Origin of the sequence: Limnohabitans sp., assembly GCF_044373035.1 — a bacterium.
Classification (GTDB): Bacteria; Pseudomonadota; Gammaproteobacteria; order Burkholderiales; family Burkholderiaceae_C; genus Limnohabitans_A.
The window spans coordinates 1-17,279 of the sequence record NZ_JBILQU010000063.1 but is presented as its reverse complement, the minus strand read 5'-3'; the positions used below and the strand labels follow the sequence as shown (position 1 = coordinate 17,279).

Genomic DNA, 17,279 nt, shown 5'->3' with positions numbered 1-17,279 from the left:
GGTAGATAGTATATTCCAAAGTATGATATTTGACATTAATAGCAAAATCATTAAAATTAAATGCATAATTTTTGAGCGCTGTTCTTCAACAGCTTGATTTTCCCCGTCTGCCCGCAAGGGTTGCGCATGTTGTGTGGCGCGGTCAGTTGGGATCAAGCCCATTCACCGATCGGCAAAGATGCAATTCATTTACAAAGACTTAGGCCACAGGAAAATTGGCGAAATTGTCGAGGTGACCCTGACGAACCCGTCGAACGTGCGGCTCATGGACGATCTCAATTTTGCCAATTACAAAAAGGGGGTCAAACACATCTACACAGGTGGTGTGGTGCGGCAAACCGCTGTGCGACTTCAAATCCCCACGTTAGGCCATTGGCATCTTGCAGTGGACACCCAAGGCCTGCAAAGCTCGGGCACCTTTGGTGCCACAGTGAAAATCATCGAAGGCTGAGCAGGGGTCTGGCGCAAGCCAAACTGCCATGTGCATGGCCCAGATCGGTCGACGGTGTGGGCGTTCTGATGGACCCGCCAAGTTCTGGTCTTTACCGTGCTTCAGTTGGCCCGGGCCACCCACACGGTGGCGCCTTCGGAGCCGTAATGTTCAGCGTGCGGGACATCGCGTGCCAGTCGGAAAAAATCACCCGCCTGGAGGTGCTTGACCTCGACGCCCATCGTTAACCAATATTCACCTCGCGCCACATAAGCGCTCACATCAAAAGGGTGGGTGTGGGTGTCGAGCTTCAAGTCAGCTTCCCACTCCCGCACGATGATTTCGTCAAAGCCTTCATCCAGGGATTGGGCGGTGAAGCTTTCGAGGGTGGGTGTGGTCATAGGTGTTTCCGGTGCGGGATGAAAAACTGGGGAGAATCGGACAGATGCAGGCCGTGCGGCTCAGGCCTTGTACCAGTCCTTGACCGCTGCCACATAACGGGCAACGCCTTCGGCCACGGTGGCGGCATCGAGCGCGCCATAAGACAGGCGTTGGTAGTTGGCGCTGGCCGTGTCGTTGAGTCCAAAAGCAAAGCCGGGCAGGGTGGCCACGCGAAATTTTTCGGTCATGGCGCGGTTAAAGGCCATGGGGTCGGCCACGCCAGGCAACTTCATCAGCACATAAAAAGCGCCTTGTGTGTCTGGAAATTCGACCAGGCCCCCTAGGTCTTGCAGCGCCTGGTTGACCTGAGCACGCACCTGGGCAAGGGCTTGTACCTTGGGTTGTACCCATTCACGGCCCAGCTGCAGGGCTTGCAGCGCCAGCAATTGCGAGGCCACCGGGGCGCAGATCAGGTTGGTATCTTGCACCTTGTTCATGGCCCCAAACAGGTCGGCTGGGGACACCACATAGCCCACGCGCCAGCTGGCCATGCCGAAGTTTTTGGACATGGAATAAAACGACAAGGTGTGGCCTTGTGCACCTGGAATCGATGCGGGCGAGAAGTGCCTCGCACCGTCATACGTGAAGTATTCGTAGGCTTCGTCGCTGAAGTGGTAAAGCCCTGAGCGGGCGCACAAGGCGTTCACGGCGCGCAGGCTTTCTTCGCTGTACACGGCCCCGGTGGGGTTGTTGGGTGAGACGGTGACGATGGCGCGGGTGCGGGGGGTGATCGCTGCGGCCAGGGCGTCGACATCCAGGCTCCAGTCGCTGTGTGTGGGCACGGGCACAGGGACGCAGCCACACATGCGGATGGCCATTTCCTGGTTGAAGTAAAACGGCATGGGCAAGATGAACTCGTCGCCCGGGTCGGCCACGGCCAGCACGCTGTTGAGAAAGGCCATGTTGCTGCCCGCTGTGACCATGACGATCGACTCGGTGCCGCAGTGGACATGGTTCTCGTCGGCCAGCTTTTGCCGAAAGCGGTCCACCAAGGGGGCGATACCACCCACAGCCTGGTATTTGTTCAGTTGGCCATCTGCCATGAGTGCCGGTAGCTCGGCCACGGCTTGCGCCGGGGGGCCGTAGTTCACAACGCCTTGGCCCAGTGAAATGGTGCCGGGGTTGTCGCGCACCAGCTTGGCGATGGTGGGGATGATGGGGCTGTCCACCGCATCCATTCGGGCTGATTGGCGCTTCATGTTGTGTTCTGTTCTGTGGCTGGGTGGCTTGAATGATCGGTCACTGGCTGATCACTTGCCGATTACTTTCCGTTGATGGCCAGCAACTCGACCTCGAACAACAAGGTGGCTTTGGGCGGGATCACATTACCCGCGCCGCGATCGCCATAGGCGGTGGCAGGCGGGCAGGTCAGCTTGGCTTTGCCGCCTACCTTCATCAGCTGCACGCCTTCGGTCCAGCAGGGGATGACGCGGCTCAGGGGGAACTCGATGGCCTCGTTGCGTTTGTAGGAGCTGTCGAACTCCTTGCCGTCGGGCAAGGTGCCCCGGTAATGGACTTTGACGGTGTCAGAGGCTTTGGGGCTGGCACCGGTGCCGTCTTTCAGTGACCGGTAGACCATGCCTGAGGCCGTGAGTTGCGCGCCAGGCTCTTGCGCCGCAGAGGCGGTGACGGTGTTTTGGGCCCAAGTGGGTGTGCAGGCCAACAAGACCAGGGACAGGGTGGCTGCGCGGGGGATCAAAAATGTGTTCATGGGGTGATTTTTATGCAAATGAGGAAATGGGGGCTTCACTTCGGGGACAAGTTGGGCAGTTGCATTATCCGAAAGTCTTGGCTTGGGCCCATTGCCCCATGCGGGCGCTGATGCTGTGGAACTCGGCCACGGTGTGCGCGATGATCTGCTCGGCCGTCAAGACCTCGTGCACCAGGCCTGCCGATTGGCCCGCCAAGGCAGGGGCGGCGTTCATGTTGCCCCCGAAATAAACATCCTGGATGCCTTGGAAGGCGTCAGGCCCCATCAGGCCGGCTTCGTGCAGGCTTTGGGTGAACGGTGCCTTGAGTGCACGGATGCAGGGGGACGACTTGGTGTTGAGCATGTAGGTGCCGGTGGTGGGTGCGTCCACAATGGCTTGTTTGAAGTGGCTGTGCACCGGGCTTTCGGCGCAGGCCACAAAGCGGGTGCCCATTTGGATGGCTTCGGCGCCCAATGCAAATGCCGCCGCCATGCCGCGCCCGTCCACGATGCCGCCTGCAGCGATCAATGGCAGATCGGTTTTTTCGCGGATGGCCTGCAGCAGCACCAGGGTGCTGACTTCTTCCGGGTTCTTGAAGCCACCGCCCTCAGATCCCTCCACCACCAGGCCATCGACCCCGGCATCGGCGCATTTGAGGGCGGCCTCCAGCGTGGGCACGGCGTGGTAGACCGCGATGCCCGCCGCCTTCAAGGGGGCGACAAACTTGGCCGGGCTGCCCGCCGAGGTGGTGACGAACCGGATGCCCGACTCGCAGACGTAGCGCAGCATGGCATCGTCTTTCAAAAAGCGGATGGGCAAATTCACGCCAAAGGGCAAGCCCGACGCCAGCATGACCGCGATTTCGCGCTGGCAGTTTTCGGTCTCGCCAGAAGAGGTCTCGATGATGCCCAAACCGCCCGCACGCGAGACCGCCATGGCCAAGGGGCTGCGGGCGATCCAGCCCATGGGGGCTTGCAAGATGGGGTAACGGGCGCCAGTGTGGGCCAAAACGCGGTTCATGAAAGGGGCCTTCAGGGTCAAATTGAATATCTTAAGTGCGCGCTTGAGACTGGACGGTCGCGCAGTGGTCGCCGAATGGTCCTGCAGCAGTCGCGGTTTTGCATAAACTGCGCGTGTTCAACACTGGAGATACACAAAATGGCTTTGACGCTTTTTGCTTTTGACACCCCCAACGCCCGCAAAATCACCGTGGCCTTAGAGGAGATGGGCTTGCCCTTTGACGTGCAAGTGGTGGACATCACCCAAAAAGAGCAATTTGATCCGGCGTTTTTGAAGATCAGCCCGAACAACAAGATCCCGGCTTTGGTGGACACCGAGGGGCACGATGGCCAGACGCAAACGGTGTTTGAGTCGGGTGCGATCCTGATTTATTTGGCCGAAAAAACCGGAAAATTCTTACCTGCTCATGGCGCAGGTCGGGTGGCTGCGCTGGAGTGGCTGATGTTTCAGATGGGTGGCTTTGGCCCCGCGCCGGGTCAGGTGCACCATTACGCAGCCTTGAGCAACGAGGCTGACAAACGCTATGGGCTTGAGCGATTTATGGCCGAGACCTTGCGCCTTTATGGCGTGATGGACCGCAGATTGGTCGCCCACGAATTTTTTGCCGGAGAGCTGTCGATTGCAGACTTTGCCATCCTGGGCTGGGTCTGGCGGCACCCGCGTCACCAAGTGGATTTGCAGCAGTTTCCCCACGTTCAGCGTTGGTACCAGGCCTTGATGGCGCGGCCCGCGGTGCAAAAAGGCTTTGCTGTGGCGCTGAGGCGGGACTGATGTGCCTGTAAAAAATGCCGCCGCCGATGCGGCGCTGGTCCGCAGAAATGGCGCGGGGAGGGTGTTTGGGGTGGTCCCGGCCCCCGAAATCCTTCCGCCGAGTGGGGCCGCTGTCTGAAGCAGGGCCTTTCTTGTGGCTTAATACTGTTTTGTATTTTTTTTCCGGAGCCACAGATGGGCAATAAAATCGTCACCGAAGCAGATCGTAAATTCACCCCCCCACTGCCCGCATTGCCAGGCGTGACCTTGCGCACCGGTGGCCGTGGCCAGCGCGTTAGCCTGGAGCGTGGTGTTTCCACACGCAGCAAGAAGAACCCCGGCAAGCGCTCCACCAAGGGCGGTTGAACCCGGTGAGCCCGGCGTTTGCCGGGCCAGTGCCGAGCCACTGAGTTCATCAGTGGCTTTTTTTTCGGTTTTTACGGGACCTCTCAAGGGTTGACCGCTCATCCAGGAGAGCTGAATGTTGATTTCTTATGCCGCCGTGTTGGTGGCCGGCATCATGCCGGTGGTGTGTGCGGGCATCGCCAAGTCGGGCTTCAAAGGCTATGACAACAGCGACCCTCGCGCTTGGCTGGCCAGTCAAACCGGTTTCAGGGCGCGGGCCAATGCCGCGCAGTCCAACTGCTTTGAGGCGTTCCCGTTTTTTGCTGTAGGCATCATTTTGGCCTTGCTGACCGGGGTCGATCCGGCCACGGTGGATGCACTGGCCATGTTCTTCATCGCGGCCAGGGTGGCCTATGTGTTTTTCTATGTCACCGACAAACCCAAATGGCGCACCATGGCCTGGTCAGCGGCTTACCTGACGGTGGTGGCATTGTTTGCGCTGGCCATGCTGAATTTGCAGGTCGACTGAAGCCAAAAAGACCGCGTATCAAGGCACAATAAGCGCTCTGCCCCGGTGGTGAAACTGGTAGACACACCGGACTTAAAATCCGTTGCTTCGTTCATAGCGGGCGTACCGGTTCGATTCCGGTTCGGGGCACCAATTGAGGAAAACATCATCATGAACCACGACAACGCACCGCTCGAAATTCACGTGCATGGTGATGTGCCGATCAAACCCGGCACCGACATCAAAGCGATACAGGAGGCGCTCAAGCCTCTTTGGCATTACGCCGGGGCGCGTTCTTGGCAAGAAGGCGCTGTGAGCCTGTACGAAGAGGAGCCGGGCATCCATTTTGATGCCAGCACCCAGCGCCTGAACATCTGCTGGACCGTGCGCGGCGACGAGGATTTTCGCATGGTCATGGACGATCTGTGCATGAGCCTCAACGATTTGTCGGCGGCGGGCACCCAGATTGAGGTGACCTTTTACGACACAGAGTTCGACGACGAAGACGAGGCCAGCGGGAGCGAGTCGCGCGACGATTTTGTGATGCTGTTTGTGGGGCCTGATCCGGGTGCCATCATGCAGGCCCAGCGCGACCTGTTGGTGCACGATGTGGTCAACATGATGGAGCGCCACTTTGACGGGGCCGAGTTGTCGGGCGTGGTGACCGAGATCGACAAGCTGTTCAGCCAGCGCTTTGACAGCCTGGTCAGCTCCCTGGAGCTTGGCAAACCGCCGCGTGGCTCGGGGGGGTCAAGCGGACATGGCGGCAGTGGTGGTGGACGCCGCCCAAGGCATTTGCACTGATTGGAGAGCACCATGAAAATCGACTTGCTTCGTTCTTCGCTGAATCCGGGCGTTCGCTTGCGCGAAGTCTTGGGCTGGGCCATGTACGACTTCGCCAATTCGGGTTATTCCACGGTGGTCATCACGGCCGTGTTTGCCGCCTATTTTGTGGGCGGTGTGGCCGACGGTGCCGACTGGGCCACCTTGGCCTGGACCTCGGGCCTGAGCTTGTCTTATCTGATTGTGATGCTCACCATGCCCGGTTTGGGCGCTTGGGCCGATCGGGTGGCCGGCAAAAAACGCATGCTGATGTGGGTCACGGCGGGGTGCGTGATCAGCACGGCGGCCTTGTCGCTGGTCGGACCGGGTCAGGTGGCGCTGGGTTTGCTCATCCTGGTGCTGTCCAACACTTTTTTTGCTTATGGCGAGTCACTCACGGCCTCGTTTTTGCCTGAATTGGCCAAATCAGAGGCCATGGGCCGCGTGAGCGGCTGGGGCTGGTCTTTGGGCTACATCGGCGGCATGCTGACTTTGGGCATTTGTTTGGCTTATGTGCTGGCGGCCCAGGCACGTGGGGAGTCGGGCAGCCAGTTCGTGCCGGTGACGATGTGGATCACTGCGGCCATTTACGGCGCGGCGGCTTTGGTGACCTTTGCCTTGCTGCGCGAGCACTCGCCGCCGAAACCGAATGCCCCGGTGGTGTCTGTGATGCAAAGCTTGCGCGGCTTGCGCCAGACCTTGCGCGAGGCGAAGCCGTACCAAGACTTCACCCGTTTGCTTGCTTGTGCAGTGGCCTACCAGGGCGGGGTGGCGGTGGCCATCACGCTGGCGGCCATTTATGCGGAGCAGGTCATCGGCTTTCAGCCCCAAGAAACCATGGTGCTGATCTTTGTGCTGAACCTGGCCGCTTTCGCCGGGGCCTTGTTGCTCGGGCATGTGCAAGACCGCATCGGTCACAAGCTGACACTGGCGCTGACCTTGGTGGGCTGGGTGGCGACTTGCTTCATTGCGGCGCTGTCCACCGACAAGGCCATGTTCTGGTGGGCGGCGGGGATTGCCGGTTTTTGCATGGGATCGAGCCAATCTTCGGGCCGTGCCATGGCCGGTTTGATGGTGCCCCCCGAGCGCTTGGGTGAGTTTTTTGGTCTGTGGACGTTTGCGATCCGGTTGGCCAGCATTTTGGGGCCCTTGATGTATGGCCTGATCACCTGGCTGAGCGACGGCAACCAGCGCCTGGCGATCGGGTCCACCTCGCTGTTGTTCATCTTGGGCTTGATGCTCTTGATGCCGGTGAACGTGGAGCGCGGTCGCCGCATGGCGATGGGACAGCTCGCGGCCTGATCAGCAGGGCGTCTGTTGGGTCCTGCCTTCAGAATTGTTCAGGCGCTTTGTGACAGGCCCCTTGCGGCAAATCCAGCCATCGCCGGGCCGCAGCCTCAAGGCCATTCAAGTCACCGGTGGTGAATAAGCGCATGCGTTGGATGGTCTGCGGGGGTGCGGGGTCTGAACGCAGCAGGCCAGCGGTTTCCAGCAAGCGCCTGGTCTGGCGGGCCACCGCCTCGCCGGTCGACACCAGCTGCACATCGGGACCCAGCAGCGCCTTCAATGGCTTTTCCACAAACACGTAATGCGTGCAGCCCAGCACCAATGTGTCCATCTGGCCTGGGCCTTTGCCAAACGTGCCCATGGCGGTGGTGTATTGCGCCAGCAGTTCGGTGATGCGTTTTTGGGCCTGCGCGGCATGCTGGGGCAGGGTGCTTTGTTCGATGGCCAGGGCCAGGCCATTGCAGGCCTGCACCGTGAACCGGGCTTGTCCTTGCACAGATTCAAGCAAACGCGCGAACTTGTCACTGGCCACGGTGCCGCGTGTGGCGATCACACCTATGTGGCCTGTCTGGCTCAGGGCCACGGCGGGTTTGAGCGCGGGTTCTACCCCCACCAGCGGCAGTTGTGGGTGTTGCGTGCGCAGCTCATGGATGGCCGCTGCGGTGGCGGTGTTGCAGGCCACCACCAGCGCCTTGATCTGGTGCTGCGCCAGCAAATGTTCGGTGATGGCGTGCGTGCGTTGTCGGACGTAAAGATCGGTTTTTTCGCCGTAAGGTGCGTGCGCGTTGTCGGCCAGGTACACAAAGCGCTCGTGCGGCAGTTCTGTGTGCAAGGCCTGCAGCACGCTCAGGCCGCCAATGCCGCTGTCAAACACGCCGATGGGGCGCTGGTCAGAGGTCATGGGGTGGCGGGTCTGAAAAAAGGCCGCTTGCGAGGCCAGGCCAAGTTCGGTTGCATCAACCTGCTGTGACGCCAATGCCCTTGAACTCGCCGGTGGCGATGCGCTTTTGCCATTCGGTGGGGCCGGTGATGTGGGCGCTGGTGCCGCCCGCGTCCACGGCCACCGTCACCGGCATGTCGACCACGTCAAATTCGTAAATGGCTTCCATGCCCATGTCGGCAAAGCCCACCACTTGGGCGTGCTTGATGGCTTTGGACACGAGGTAGGCTGCGCCGCCCACGGCCATCAGGTAAGCGCTCTTGTGCTTTTTGATGGCCTCAATCGCGACTGGGCCACGTTCTGCTTTGCCGATCATGGCGATCAGGCCGGTTTGGCCCAACATCATTTCGGTGAAGCCGTCCATGCGTGTAGAAGTCGTTGGGCCTGCGGGGCCCACGGCCTCGTCGCCCACGGGGTCCACCGGGCCGACGTAATAAATCACGCGGTTCTTGAAACTCACAGGCAGTTTCTCGCCCTTGGCCAGCATGTCCTGAATGCGCTTGTGTGCGGCATCGCGGCCGGTGAGCATCTTGCCGTTGAGCAGCAGGGTTTGGCCAGGTTTCCAGGCGGCGACCTGCTCGGGCGTGAGAGTGTTCAGGTCCACGCGCTGGCTTTTTTCGGTGTCGGCCGTCCAGTCCACGTTGGGCCACAGGTCGAGCGAAGGCACTTCCAAATACGTTGGGCCAGAGCCGTCAAGCACAAAGTGCGCGTGGCGGGTGGCAGCGCAGTTGGGGATCATGGCCACCGGCTTGCTGGCCGCGTGCGTGGGGTACATCTTGATTTTGATGTCCAGCACGGTGGTAAGCCCCCCCAGGCCTTGCGCGCCAATGCCCAGGGCATTGACCTTGTGGTAAAGCTCCAGGCGCATCTCTTCGACCTGGTCGAGCTTTTCGCCCTGGCTGGATTTTTCGAGCAGCTGGTACATGTCCAGGTCGTCCATCAGGCTTTCCTTGGCCAAGAGCACGGCTTTTTCGGCGGTGCCGCCGATGCCGATGCCCAGCATGCCGGGTGGGCACCAGCCTGCGCCCATGGTGGGCACGGTTTTGAGCACCCAATCGACGATGCTGTCGCCGGGGTTGAGCATGATCAGCTTGGACTTGTTTTCGCTGCCGCCGCCTTTGGCCGCCACGGTCACATCGACCTTGTTGCCGGGCACGATCCTGGTGAAGATCACAGCGGGCGTGTTGTCCTTGGTGTTCTTGCGGTTGAAATGTGGGTCAGAGACCACCGACGCACGCAGCATGTTCTCGGCAAAGTTGTAGCCTTGGCGCACGCCTTGGTTGACAGCGTCTTCCAGGCTGCCGGTGAAGCCGTCGAATTTCACGTCCATGCCGACTTCGAGGAACACATTGACGATGCCGGTGTCCTGGCAAATCGGGCGGTGCCCGATCGCGCTCATCTTGCTGTTGGTCAGGATTTGCGCAATGGCGTCCTTGGCCGCCGGGCTTTGCTCGCGCTCGTAAGCGCTGGCCAGGTGCGAGATGAAGTCAGCGGGGTGGTAGTAGCTGATGAATTGCAGCGCGGCGGCGACGGATTCAATCAGGTCGGCTTGTTTGATCAGGGTGGTCATGGTGCTTTGATCTCGAGAAAACCAAAAAATGGTCGTTATCAGGCGCTCAGTGCGCCTTTTCGTGGTGAGACATGAGTCGGTCGGCGTAGGCAATGGCGATGGCGCTGAGCAAGAAAGCCATGTGGATGATGGTTTGCCACATCAGTACTTTTTCGTCGTAGTTGGCCGCGTTGATGAAGGTTTTGAGCAGGTGGATTGAGCTGATGCCGATGATGGCCGTGCCCAGTTTCACTTTGAGCACCGAGGCGTTCACATGGTCGAGCCACTCGGGCTGGTCGGGGTGGTCTTCCAGGTTCAGACGCGACACAAAGGTTTCGTAGCCGCCCACGATGACCATGATCAACAAGTTGGAGATCATGACCACATCGATCAGGGCCAGCACCACCAGCATGATCACGGTTTCGTTGAGTGAGGTGATGGGCGCATCGGCTTTGTAGCCGATGCTGTTGACCAGCGCCTGCAGCGCGGTTTGGCTGCCAAATGCCGCTTCGAGCAGGTGGACCAGTTCCACCCAAAAATGGAACACATAGACCGCTTGTGCGGCGATCAGCCCCAAGTAAAGAGGCAATTGCAGCCATCGGCTGGCAAAAATAAAGCTGCTCAAGGGGCTCAATTTGCCTTGAGGGGCGGGCTGCTGGTTGGACATGGTTTTCCTGAAAGTTGCATAAAGGCAGCGCCTTGGGGCGAACACTGATTTTAGGCGGTAGAAGTCCGATTTAATATCGGACAGATGCAAGTCTGGTGTCAGTCAGTGCTTTGTAAGAGCGAAAGCAGACATTTGCACCAGTTTAAAAAACGACCATGTCAATGAGGAGACAAATCTGATGAGTTCCAATCTTTACCAACCCAGCACCGATTTCGTGAAAAACGCCCACATCTCGGGCATGCCCGCCTATGAGGCGCTGTGCAAAGAAGCCGAAACCGATTACGAAGGCTATTGGGCCCGTCTGGCCAGAGAGCTGATCAGCTGGAAGACCCCTTTCACCAAGGTGCTTGACGAATCCAACGCGCCCTTTTTCAAGTGGTTCGAAGACGGCACGTTGAACGCCTCTTACAACTGCCTGGACCGCAACGTCGAAAAAGGCCTGGGCAACAAGACCGCCATCATTTTTGAAGCTGACGGCGGCGAAGTGAGCAAGGTCACTTACAGCCAATTGTTGGCCAAGACCTGCCAATTCGCCAACGCGCTCAAAAGCTTGGGCATCAAAAAGGGTGACCGCGTGGTCATCTACATCTCGATGTCGATCGACGGGGTGGCCGCCATGCAAGCCTGCGCCCGCATTGGCGCGACCCACTCGGTGGTGTTCGGGGGTTTCTCAGCCCAGTCGTTGCGCGACCGCATCGAAGACACCGGTGCGGTGGCCTTGATCACCGCCGACAACCAGGTGCGCGGCGGCAAGTTGCTGCCCCTCAAATCCATCGTGGACGATGCCATCAACCTGGGCGGTTGCGGCTCCATCAAGAATGTCTTGGTCGTCAAGCGCTCGGGCGCCGACATCGCCATGACCGCTGGCCGCGACGTGTGGATGGCCGAGCTGGCTGACCAGCAAGCCACCACCTGCGAGCCCGAGTGGGTGGGTGCCGAGCACCCCTTGTTCTTGCTCTATACCTCGGGCTCGACCGGCAAACCCAAAGGCGTGCAACACAGCACAGGCGGCTACCTGCTGCACGCAGCGCTCACCACCAAGTGGACCTTTGACCTGAAGGCTGACGATGTGTTCTGGTGCACCGCCGACATCGGCTGGGTCACGGGCCACACGTACATCACCTATGGCCCCTTGGCTTTGGGCGGCACCGAAATCGTGTTCGAGGGCGTGCCCACTTACCCCGATGCGGGCCGTTTCTGGAAGATGATCCAGGACCACAAGGTCTCGATCTTTTACACCGCGCCCACCGCCATTCGCTCACTCATCAAGGCCGCTGAAGCCAACGATGCTGTGCACCCCAAGAGCTACAACTTGTCGAGCCTGCGCTTGTTGGGTTCGGTCGGTGAGCCGATCAACCCCGCCGCTTGGGAGTGGTACCACAAGCATGTGGGCGGCGGCCATTGCCCCATCGTCGACACCTTCTGGCAGACCGAAACCGGTGGCCACATGATCACGCCTTTGCCTGGTGCCACGCCCATGGTCCCCGGCTCTTGCACGCTGGCCTTCCCCGGCATCCAAGCCGCCATCGTGGACGAGACCGGCAAAGACATGCCCGATGGCCAAGGCGGCATTTTGGTGGTCAAGCGCCCATGGCCTTCCATGATCCGCAACATTTGGGGTGACCCCGAGCGTTTCAAAAAGAGCTACTACCCCGATGACTTCAAAGGCAAGTACTACTTGGCGGGCGACGGTGCGATCCGTGACGAGAAAACCGGTTACTTCACCATCACCGGCCGCATCGACGACGTGCTGAACGTCTCCGGTCACCGCATGGGCACCATGGAAATCGAATCGGCCTTGGTCAGCTGCACCGAGCTGGTGGCCGAAGCCGCAGTGGTGGGCCGCCCCGATGACACCACGGGTGAGGCGATTTGCGCCTTTGTGGTGCTCAAGCGCTCGCTGCCCAACACCGACGAAGGCAAGGCGATTGCCAAGCAATTGCGCGACCACATCGCCAAGGAAATCGGTCCAATTGCCAAGCCCAAAGACATCCGCTTTGGCGAAAACCTGCCCAAGACCCGTTCCGGCAAGATCATGCGCCGCCTGCTGCGTTCGCTGGCCAAAGGCGAAGAGATCACGCAGGACATCTCGACACTTGAGAACCCCGCCATCCTGGGGCAACTGGGCCAGGCTTACTGACCCCATCTGTCATGCCGGATTGGATCCGGCATCCATGCAAAACGGCAGCCTGGGCTGCCGTTTTTTTTATGAGTCCTTGGCCCTGCCGCCTCCGCGCGAAGCGGCTTGACCTTTTTCAGGTTTTCATGGCCAAGCCCAAACGCTCGATGGTCGCTTTTTCGGACTGAAAGGTGTTGCGGATGAACTGGGTGTATTCCTCGGTGCCCATGTAGATCACCGACTGGTCGTATTTGTCAAAGCTGGCCATCACGGCCGGGTCTTGCAGCGTGCTCCTGAAGGCGTCGTGCAGACGTTTGACCACGGCCGGGTCCATGCCTTTGGGGCCGCCAATGCCGAAGGGCGAGTCGGACACGGTGTCGAAACCGAGTTCGTTGAGCGTGGGGATGTTGGGCCAGCGCTTGGTGCGTTTGCTGCCGTAGGTGGCCAGCAGGCGCATGGTGCCGGCTTCGACCTGTGGGGCCCAGCCGGTGGCGTCGCTGTGCGACATGACATGGCCGCCCAACACCGCTTGCACACCATCGGCGCTGCCTTTGAAGGGCACATGGGTGACGTCGATCTTGGCTTTGCTGGCGAATTCGGCGAAGGCCAGGTGTGGCGTGGTGCCGTTGCCCGTCGACCCATACGTGAACTTGCCCGGGTTGGCTTTGGCAAAAGCCACCAGGTCGGCAATCGACTTGATGGGCGAGTCGGCCCGCACCACCACGCCAAAGGTGTAGCCGGTCAGGCAGGCGATGTAGGTGAAATCTTTGAGCGGGTCAAACTGCATCTTCATCATGTGGGGCAAACGCGCCACCCCAATCGTGATTTGCGACAGGGTGTAGCCATCGGGTTGGGCACGCACCAGCTCGTTGGGGCCGAGCATGCCGCTGGCGCCGGGTTTGTTTTCGATGATCACCTGAACGCCCAACGCCTTGGTGGCGCTCTCGGCCAAAGCGCGCATCACGGCATCCGTCGAGCCGCCTGCAGGCCAAGGGCAAATCAGTTTGATGGGTTTGGCCGGAAAGGCCTGGGCTTGGGCCAAGCTGGGGAAGGCCACCGTGACAGCGGCGGCTGCGGATGCTTGTACAAAAGTGCGACGGCTGGTGCCTGGGGTGTTCACAAAGGTCTCCTGTTGAAATGGGTGTAAGCATTGCAATGGAAGCGGCGAGAACTGGCAAGAGGGCAAACCTGAGCCGCTGCCCGGGCGCGGTCGCTTGCGCGACTGAGGCTCAGTCGCCCAGCACCACGCCTTCGCGCCGGGGATCGGCCCCACCAAACCAGCCTCTGGGTGTGCGCTCGATCGCCTGCAGGCCGCTGGTCAACTCCATTTCGCGCACCTCGTGACCGCGTGCTTTCAGGGCGTCCACCGTGCTGCGGTCAAAACGCTGGGCTTCCAGAAAAGTGGGGCCACCCAGCGTGCCGAAGTTGGGCAGGTCAATCGCTTGCTGCGCGTTCTGGCCCCAGTGCAGCGTGCCTGTGAGCAACTTGGCCGTGTAGTGGATGATGGCCGCGCCCCCGGGGCTGCCGCCGCTCATGAGCAACTGGCCTGAGGTTTTGTCAAACACCAGGGTGGGCGACATGGACGAGCGCGGGCGTTTGCCGGGCTCGACCCGGTTGGCGATGGGGCGGCCTTGCACGTCGGCAGGGGTCAGGCTGAAATCGGTCAACTCGTTGTTGAGCAAAAAGCCACCGGGCCGAGTCGGGTCGGTGGTGACCATGCGGCGTGAACCAAAAGCGGCTTCGATGGTGGTGGTCATGGCCACGGCGCGGCCTTGTGCATCGACCACGCTGATGTGGCTGGTGCCGTATTCGGTTTGCGCCGGCATGGGGGCGAAGCTGGTGGTTTGGCCGCCGGGCTGGCCCGCTGGGGCCGCTTTCATGGCCTGTGCGCCGATCAGTTGGCTGCGTGCGCGCAGGTAGCCAGGCGCCAGCAGGTTTTGCCAGTCGCCAGCGGGGGCGCTCACAAATTCCGGGTCGGCCACAAACTGCGCCCGGTCGGCAAAAGCCAGGCGCGAGGCTTCGGTGTAACGGTGCAGCCAGTCGGGTGTGGGCAGGCCGCCTGCCAGCTCGGGGCCTTGGGCCTGGGTGTGGCCCAGCATGCCCAAAATTTGACCGATGGCGATTTGCCCCGATGACGGTGGTGGGAAGCCGCAGATGCGGTACGCCCGCGCTGCGGCGGTGTGGTCAAAACACAGGGCCTCACGCATGCGGGGCTGGTAGTTGGACAGGTCTTGCAGGCTCAGGGTGCCGGGGCGGGGTGCTTGGGCCGTGCGTGCCACCATGGCCTGGGCCACCGGCCCTTCGTGCAGGGCGCGGCTGCCCTCTGCGGCAATGCGGCGCAGCACATGGCCATATTCGGGGTTGCGCAGCACATGGCCCACGGGCCAGGCTTGGCCATCGGCTTGGTAGAAAAAGCGCAGGGCCAGCGGGTCTCTTTTGAGCAGCGCATCGGCTTGCAGCAAGCTGTGCAAACGGGGGCTGACCCGAAAGCCTTGCTCGGCCAAAGTGATAGCAGGCGCCAACAACTGCGCCCAAGGCAGGCGGCCGTGCTGGCGGTGCGCCGCCTCCAGCATGCGCACCACGCCGGGCACGCCCACCGAATGGCCGCTTTGCACGGCATCCGCGAATGGCAGCGGCTTGCCTTGGTCTAAAAACATGTCGCCGCGTGCGCCAGCGGGAGCGGTCTCGCGCCCGTCGTGTGCGGTGACTTTTTGGCCATCAAAGTGCAGCAAAAACGCGCCGCCGCCAATGCCGCTCGACTGCGGCTCCACCAGGCCCAGCACCATCTGCACCGCAATGGCGGCATCGAGTGCCGAGCCGCCTGCGCGAAGCACCTGGTGCCCCGCATCGGTGGCCAAGGGATTGGCCGCAGCCACGGCTTGGCGCGTGAAGGCCCAGCCGGGTTTTGTGTTGTTGCCGCTGGCCGCTTCGGGTTGCGTGGCCTGATCGGGCACGCTGTAGCGCAGGGCGTTGATGGGGGGCTGGGTGGTGCAGGCGATCAAAAGCGCCAGCAAGATCAGGCTCAAAGGCAAGTGTGCGTTCATGGGTTGGTCCTCTTCGGGGCATGCTAGCGGCAATGCAGGGCAACACCAAGTGAGTCCGTGACAGGGTTTTTGTGAAAATTCATTGGCCAATAATGATGCCTAATTTATTCAAAATAACTTTATCCAATTTTTGATTTTGGTTGGAAGCGTCGATGACCTGAGCCAACAGTTGCACGCCAGAACTTGGCGGTTTCGTAAAGCCATGATTGACGGTTTGTGATCCTGTCCATCCGACACAAAGGTCTTGAGTTTTATTTCAAAATGGGGCGCATGTCTGGCATCCAGACCATCCATGCCAAGCGGCTGCGCGAATGGCTGGATTATTTGGACGACCACTGAAAGGCTCACCATGAAGATGCACAACCTGGCTCACCCCGGTGAAATGCTGGCAGGGTGGCTGGAAGACTTGAACACCATCGTGACCGCATTTGCGGGCCATTTGGGCATCAGCCGTGTGATGCTGTCGCGCGTTTTGCATGGCCATGCGGCGGTGTCGGCCGACATGGATCTGAGCCTCTCAGAGGCCTTGGGAACGAATCCGGGGTATTGGCTGGCTTTGCAAGCCCAAAGCGATTTTTGCAAAGCCACAGAGCGGGCGAAAGAGCGTCCACCCATTGGCCGCATGCCTTTGCCAGACGGTTTGGCGGTGGGTTGATTTATTCATTGTTGGGTGTTCATTCCCAAACAGCAACAGGCCCCGTGGGGCCTGTGTTTTTTTGAGCAGCGAGAAGGTTTCAGCTCACTTCGGAGCCAGACGAATCGCCCCGTCCAACCGGATCACTTCGCCGTTGAGCATGTCGTTTTCGATGATGTGTTTGGCCAGTTTGGCGTAGTCCTGCGGGGTGCCCAAGCGGCTGGGGAAGGGCACGCCTGCGGCCAGCGCGTCTTGCACTTCTTGCGGCATGCCAAACAGCATGGGGGTGCCGAAGATGCCGGGGGCAATCGTCATGTTGCGGATGCCGTTGCGCGCCAGGTCGCGGGCAATGGGCAAGGTCATGCCGACCACGCCGCCTTTGGATGCGGCATAGGCCGCCTGGCCAATCTGACCGTCGTAGGCCGCCACGCTGGCGGTGCTGATCAGCACGCCGCGCTCACCGGTGGCTTCGGGCTCGTTTTTGCACATGGCTTCAGAGGCCAAGCGGATCATGTTGAAGGTGCCGACCAGGTTGACCATGATGGTCTTGGTGTAAACGGCCAGGTTGTGCGCGCCGTTTTTGCCCACGGTTTTTTCGGCCGGGGCGATGCCCGCGCAGTTGACCAAACCCACCAGCTTGCCCATGGACACGGCTTTGGCGACCACGGCCTGGCCGTCGGCTTCATTGCTCACATCGCACTTGACGAAGGCCCCGCCCAGTTCTTTGGCAATCGCTTCACCTTTTTCAGCCTGCATGTCGGCAATCACCACCTTGCCGCCATGGGCCGCCAGCATGCGCGCTGTGCCTTCGCCCAAGCCCGATGCGCCGCCGGTGACGATGAAAACCTTGCCTTGAATGTCCATGTGTTGCTCCTGAATATGATTGACGTTACGTCAACGTCAATTATGCCCGCATGGCCTGTACAAATGGGCGCAATTCCCGCGCTTGTGTCTGGTTTGCTGTACCGAGAACCCGGTATTGGGCTACCGGATTTGCGGAATGGACACTGGCCCAGAGGGGTCCCTAACATG

At 60.4% G+C, this 17,279-nt stretch carries 19 protein-coding genes and 1 tRNA gene; 10 read left to right on the top strand and 10 right to left on the bottom strand.

Features of this window, described 5'->3' with window-relative positions:
* Nucleotides 1-178 precede the first annotated feature (178 nt).
* Nucleotides 179-451 carry a DUF1883 domain-containing protein gene (locus tag ACIQ47_RS10350; protein ID WP_396438050.1) on the top strand — a complete coding sequence of 91 codons (273 nt, stop codon included), beginning with the start codon at nt 179-181 and terminating at the stop codon, nt 449-451.
* Between the two features lie 101 nt (nt 452-552).
* Here the strand turns inward: ACIQ47_RS10350 and ACIQ47_RS10345 are convergent, their stop codons facing one another.
* From ACIQ47_RS10345 to ACIQ47_RS10330, 4 genes are all read right to left on the bottom strand, one after another.
* Complete coding sequence (locus ACIQ47_RS10345; RefSeq protein ID WP_396438049.1) at nt 553-831, bottom strand: cupin domain-containing protein; 279 nt, start codon at nt 829-831, stop codon at nt 553-555.
* A 60-nt stretch (nt 832-891) separates the two neighbouring features.
* Nucleotides 892-2,070, bottom strand: coding sequence for a pyridoxal phosphate-dependent aminotransferase (locus ACIQ47_RS10340; RefSeq protein ID WP_396438048.1), 1,179 nt, complete (start codon nt 2,068-2,070; stop codon nt 892-894).
* 62 nt (nt 2,071-2,132) lie between these two features.
* On the bottom strand, nt 2,133-2,582 hold the full coding sequence (locus tag ACIQ47_RS10335) for an FKBP-type peptidyl-prolyl cis-trans isomerase (protein ID WP_396438047.1): 450 nt from the start codon (nt 2,580-2,582) through the stop codon (nt 2,133-2,135).
* 64 nt (nt 2,583-2,646) lie between these two features.
* The gene (locus ACIQ47_RS10330; RefSeq protein ID WP_396438046.1) at nt 2,647-3,582 is read right to left on the bottom strand and encodes an NAD(P)H-dependent flavin oxidoreductase; all 936 of its coding nucleotides are present in this window, start codon (nt 3,580-3,582) and stop codon (nt 2,647-2,649) included.
* Between the two features lie 138 nt (nt 3,583-3,720).
* Between ACIQ47_RS10330 and ACIQ47_RS10325 the strand changes: the two genes are divergently transcribed.
* The 6 genes from ACIQ47_RS10325 to ACIQ47_RS10300 all read left to right on the top strand — a co-directional run bounded on the left by ACIQ47_RS10325 (nt 3,721) and on the right by ACIQ47_RS10300 (nt 7,309).
* Nucleotides 3,721-4,353 carry a glutathione S-transferase family protein gene (locus ACIQ47_RS10325; protein WP_396438045.1) on the top strand — a complete coding sequence of 211 codons (633 nt, stop codon included), beginning with the start codon at nt 3,721-3,723 and terminating at the stop codon, nt 4,351-4,353.
* A 174-nt stretch (nt 4,354-4,527) separates the two neighbouring features.
* A complete protein-coding gene (locus tag ACIQ47_RS10320; protein WP_019428100.1) occupies nt 4,528-4,698 on the top strand; it encodes a hypothetical protein in 171 nt (56 codons plus the stop codon).
* 115 nt (nt 4,699-4,813) lie between these two features.
* Complete coding sequence (locus tag ACIQ47_RS10315) at nt 4,814-5,206, top strand: MAPEG family protein (protein WP_396438044.1); 393 nt, start codon at nt 4,814-4,816, stop codon at nt 5,204-5,206.
* Nucleotides 5,207-5,245: 39 nt separating this feature from the next.
* Nucleotides 5,246-5,338 (top strand) — tRNA-Leu (locus tag ACIQ47_RS10310).
* Nucleotides 5,339-5,356: 18 nt separating this feature from the next.
* Nucleotides 5,357-5,989: a DUF6806 family protein gene (locus ACIQ47_RS10305; RefSeq protein WP_396438043.1), complete on the top strand. Its 633-nt coding sequence runs from the start codon at nt 5,357-5,359 to the stop codon at nt 5,987-5,989.
* A gap of 12 nt (nt 5,990-6,001) precedes the next feature.
* The gene (locus ACIQ47_RS10300) at nt 6,002-7,309 is read left to right on the top strand and encodes an MFS transporter (protein WP_396438042.1); all 1,308 of its coding nucleotides are present in this window, start codon (nt 6,002-6,004) and stop codon (nt 7,307-7,309) included.
* Nucleotides 7,310-7,337: 28 nt separating this feature from the next.
* On the opposite strand, the gene murI is transcribed toward ACIQ47_RS10300, so the two are convergent.
* Genes murI through ACIQ47_RS10285 form a run of 3 tightly spaced genes read right to left on the bottom strand, consistent with a single transcriptional unit; the run spans nt 7,338 to nt 10,450 of the window.
* On the bottom strand, nt 7,338-8,195 hold the full coding sequence (gene murI / locus ACIQ47_RS10295) for a glutamate racemase (RefSeq protein WP_396438041.1): 858 nt from the start codon (nt 8,193-8,195) through the stop codon (nt 7,338-7,340).
* Between the two features lie 55 nt (nt 8,196-8,250).
* Nucleotides 8,251-9,804 (bottom strand): fumarate hydratase, encoded by a 1,554-nt coding sequence (locus ACIQ47_RS10290; RefSeq protein WP_396438040.1) that lies wholly within the window; start codon nt 9,802-9,804, stop codon nt 8,251-8,253.
* 46 nt (nt 9,805-9,850) lie between these two features.
* Nucleotides 9,851-10,450: a TIGR00645 family protein gene (locus tag ACIQ47_RS10285; RefSeq protein WP_396438039.1), complete on the bottom strand. Its 600-nt coding sequence runs from the start codon at nt 10,448-10,450 to the stop codon at nt 9,851-9,853.
* A 178-nt stretch (nt 10,451-10,628) separates the two neighbouring features.
* Here ACIQ47_RS10285 and acs point away from each other — a divergent pair, with 178 nt between their 5' ends.
* A complete protein-coding gene (gene acs / locus ACIQ47_RS10280) occupies nt 10,629-12,590 on the top strand; it encodes an acetate--CoA ligase (RefSeq protein ID WP_396438038.1) in 1,962 nt (653 codons plus the stop codon).
* Between the two features lie 115 nt (nt 12,591-12,705).
* On the opposite strand, the gene ACIQ47_RS10275 is transcribed toward acs, so the two are convergent.
* Both ACIQ47_RS10275 and ACIQ47_RS10270 read right to left on the bottom strand, forming a co-directional pair.
* On the bottom strand, nt 12,706-13,689 hold the full coding sequence (locus ACIQ47_RS10275) for a tripartite tricarboxylate transporter substrate binding protein (protein WP_396438037.1): 984 nt from the start codon (nt 13,687-13,689) through the stop codon (nt 12,706-12,708).
* A 109-nt stretch (nt 13,690-13,798) separates the two neighbouring features.
* Nucleotides 13,799-15,613, bottom strand: a complete 1,815-nt coding sequence (locus ACIQ47_RS10270) for a gamma-glutamyltransferase family protein (RefSeq protein WP_396438036.1) — start codon at nt 15,611-15,613, stop codon at nt 13,799-13,801.
* A gap of 216 nt (nt 15,614-15,829) precedes the next feature.
* On the opposite strand from ACIQ47_RS10270, the gene ACIQ47_RS10265 reads away from it, so the two are divergent.
* Nucleotides 15,830-15,952 (top strand): hypothetical protein, encoded by a 123-nt coding sequence (locus ACIQ47_RS10265; RefSeq protein ID WP_396438035.1) that lies wholly within the window; start codon nt 15,830-15,832, stop codon nt 15,950-15,952.
* Nucleotides 15,953-15,962: 10 nt separating this feature from the next.
* Nucleotides 15,963-16,268 (top strand): HigA family addiction module antitoxin, encoded by a 306-nt coding sequence (locus ACIQ47_RS10260; protein ID WP_396438034.1) that lies wholly within the window; start codon nt 15,963-15,965, stop codon nt 16,266-16,268.
* A gap of 84 nt (nt 16,269-16,352) precedes the next feature.
* Here ACIQ47_RS10260 and ACIQ47_RS10255 read toward each other — a convergent pair whose 3' ends face one another.
* Entirely contained in the window at nt 16,353-17,111 is a 759-nt protein-coding gene (locus ACIQ47_RS10255; RefSeq protein WP_396438033.1) for a 3-hydroxyacyl-CoA dehydrogenase, read from the bottom strand.
* Between the last annotated feature and the right edge of the window lie 168 nt (nt 17,112-17,279).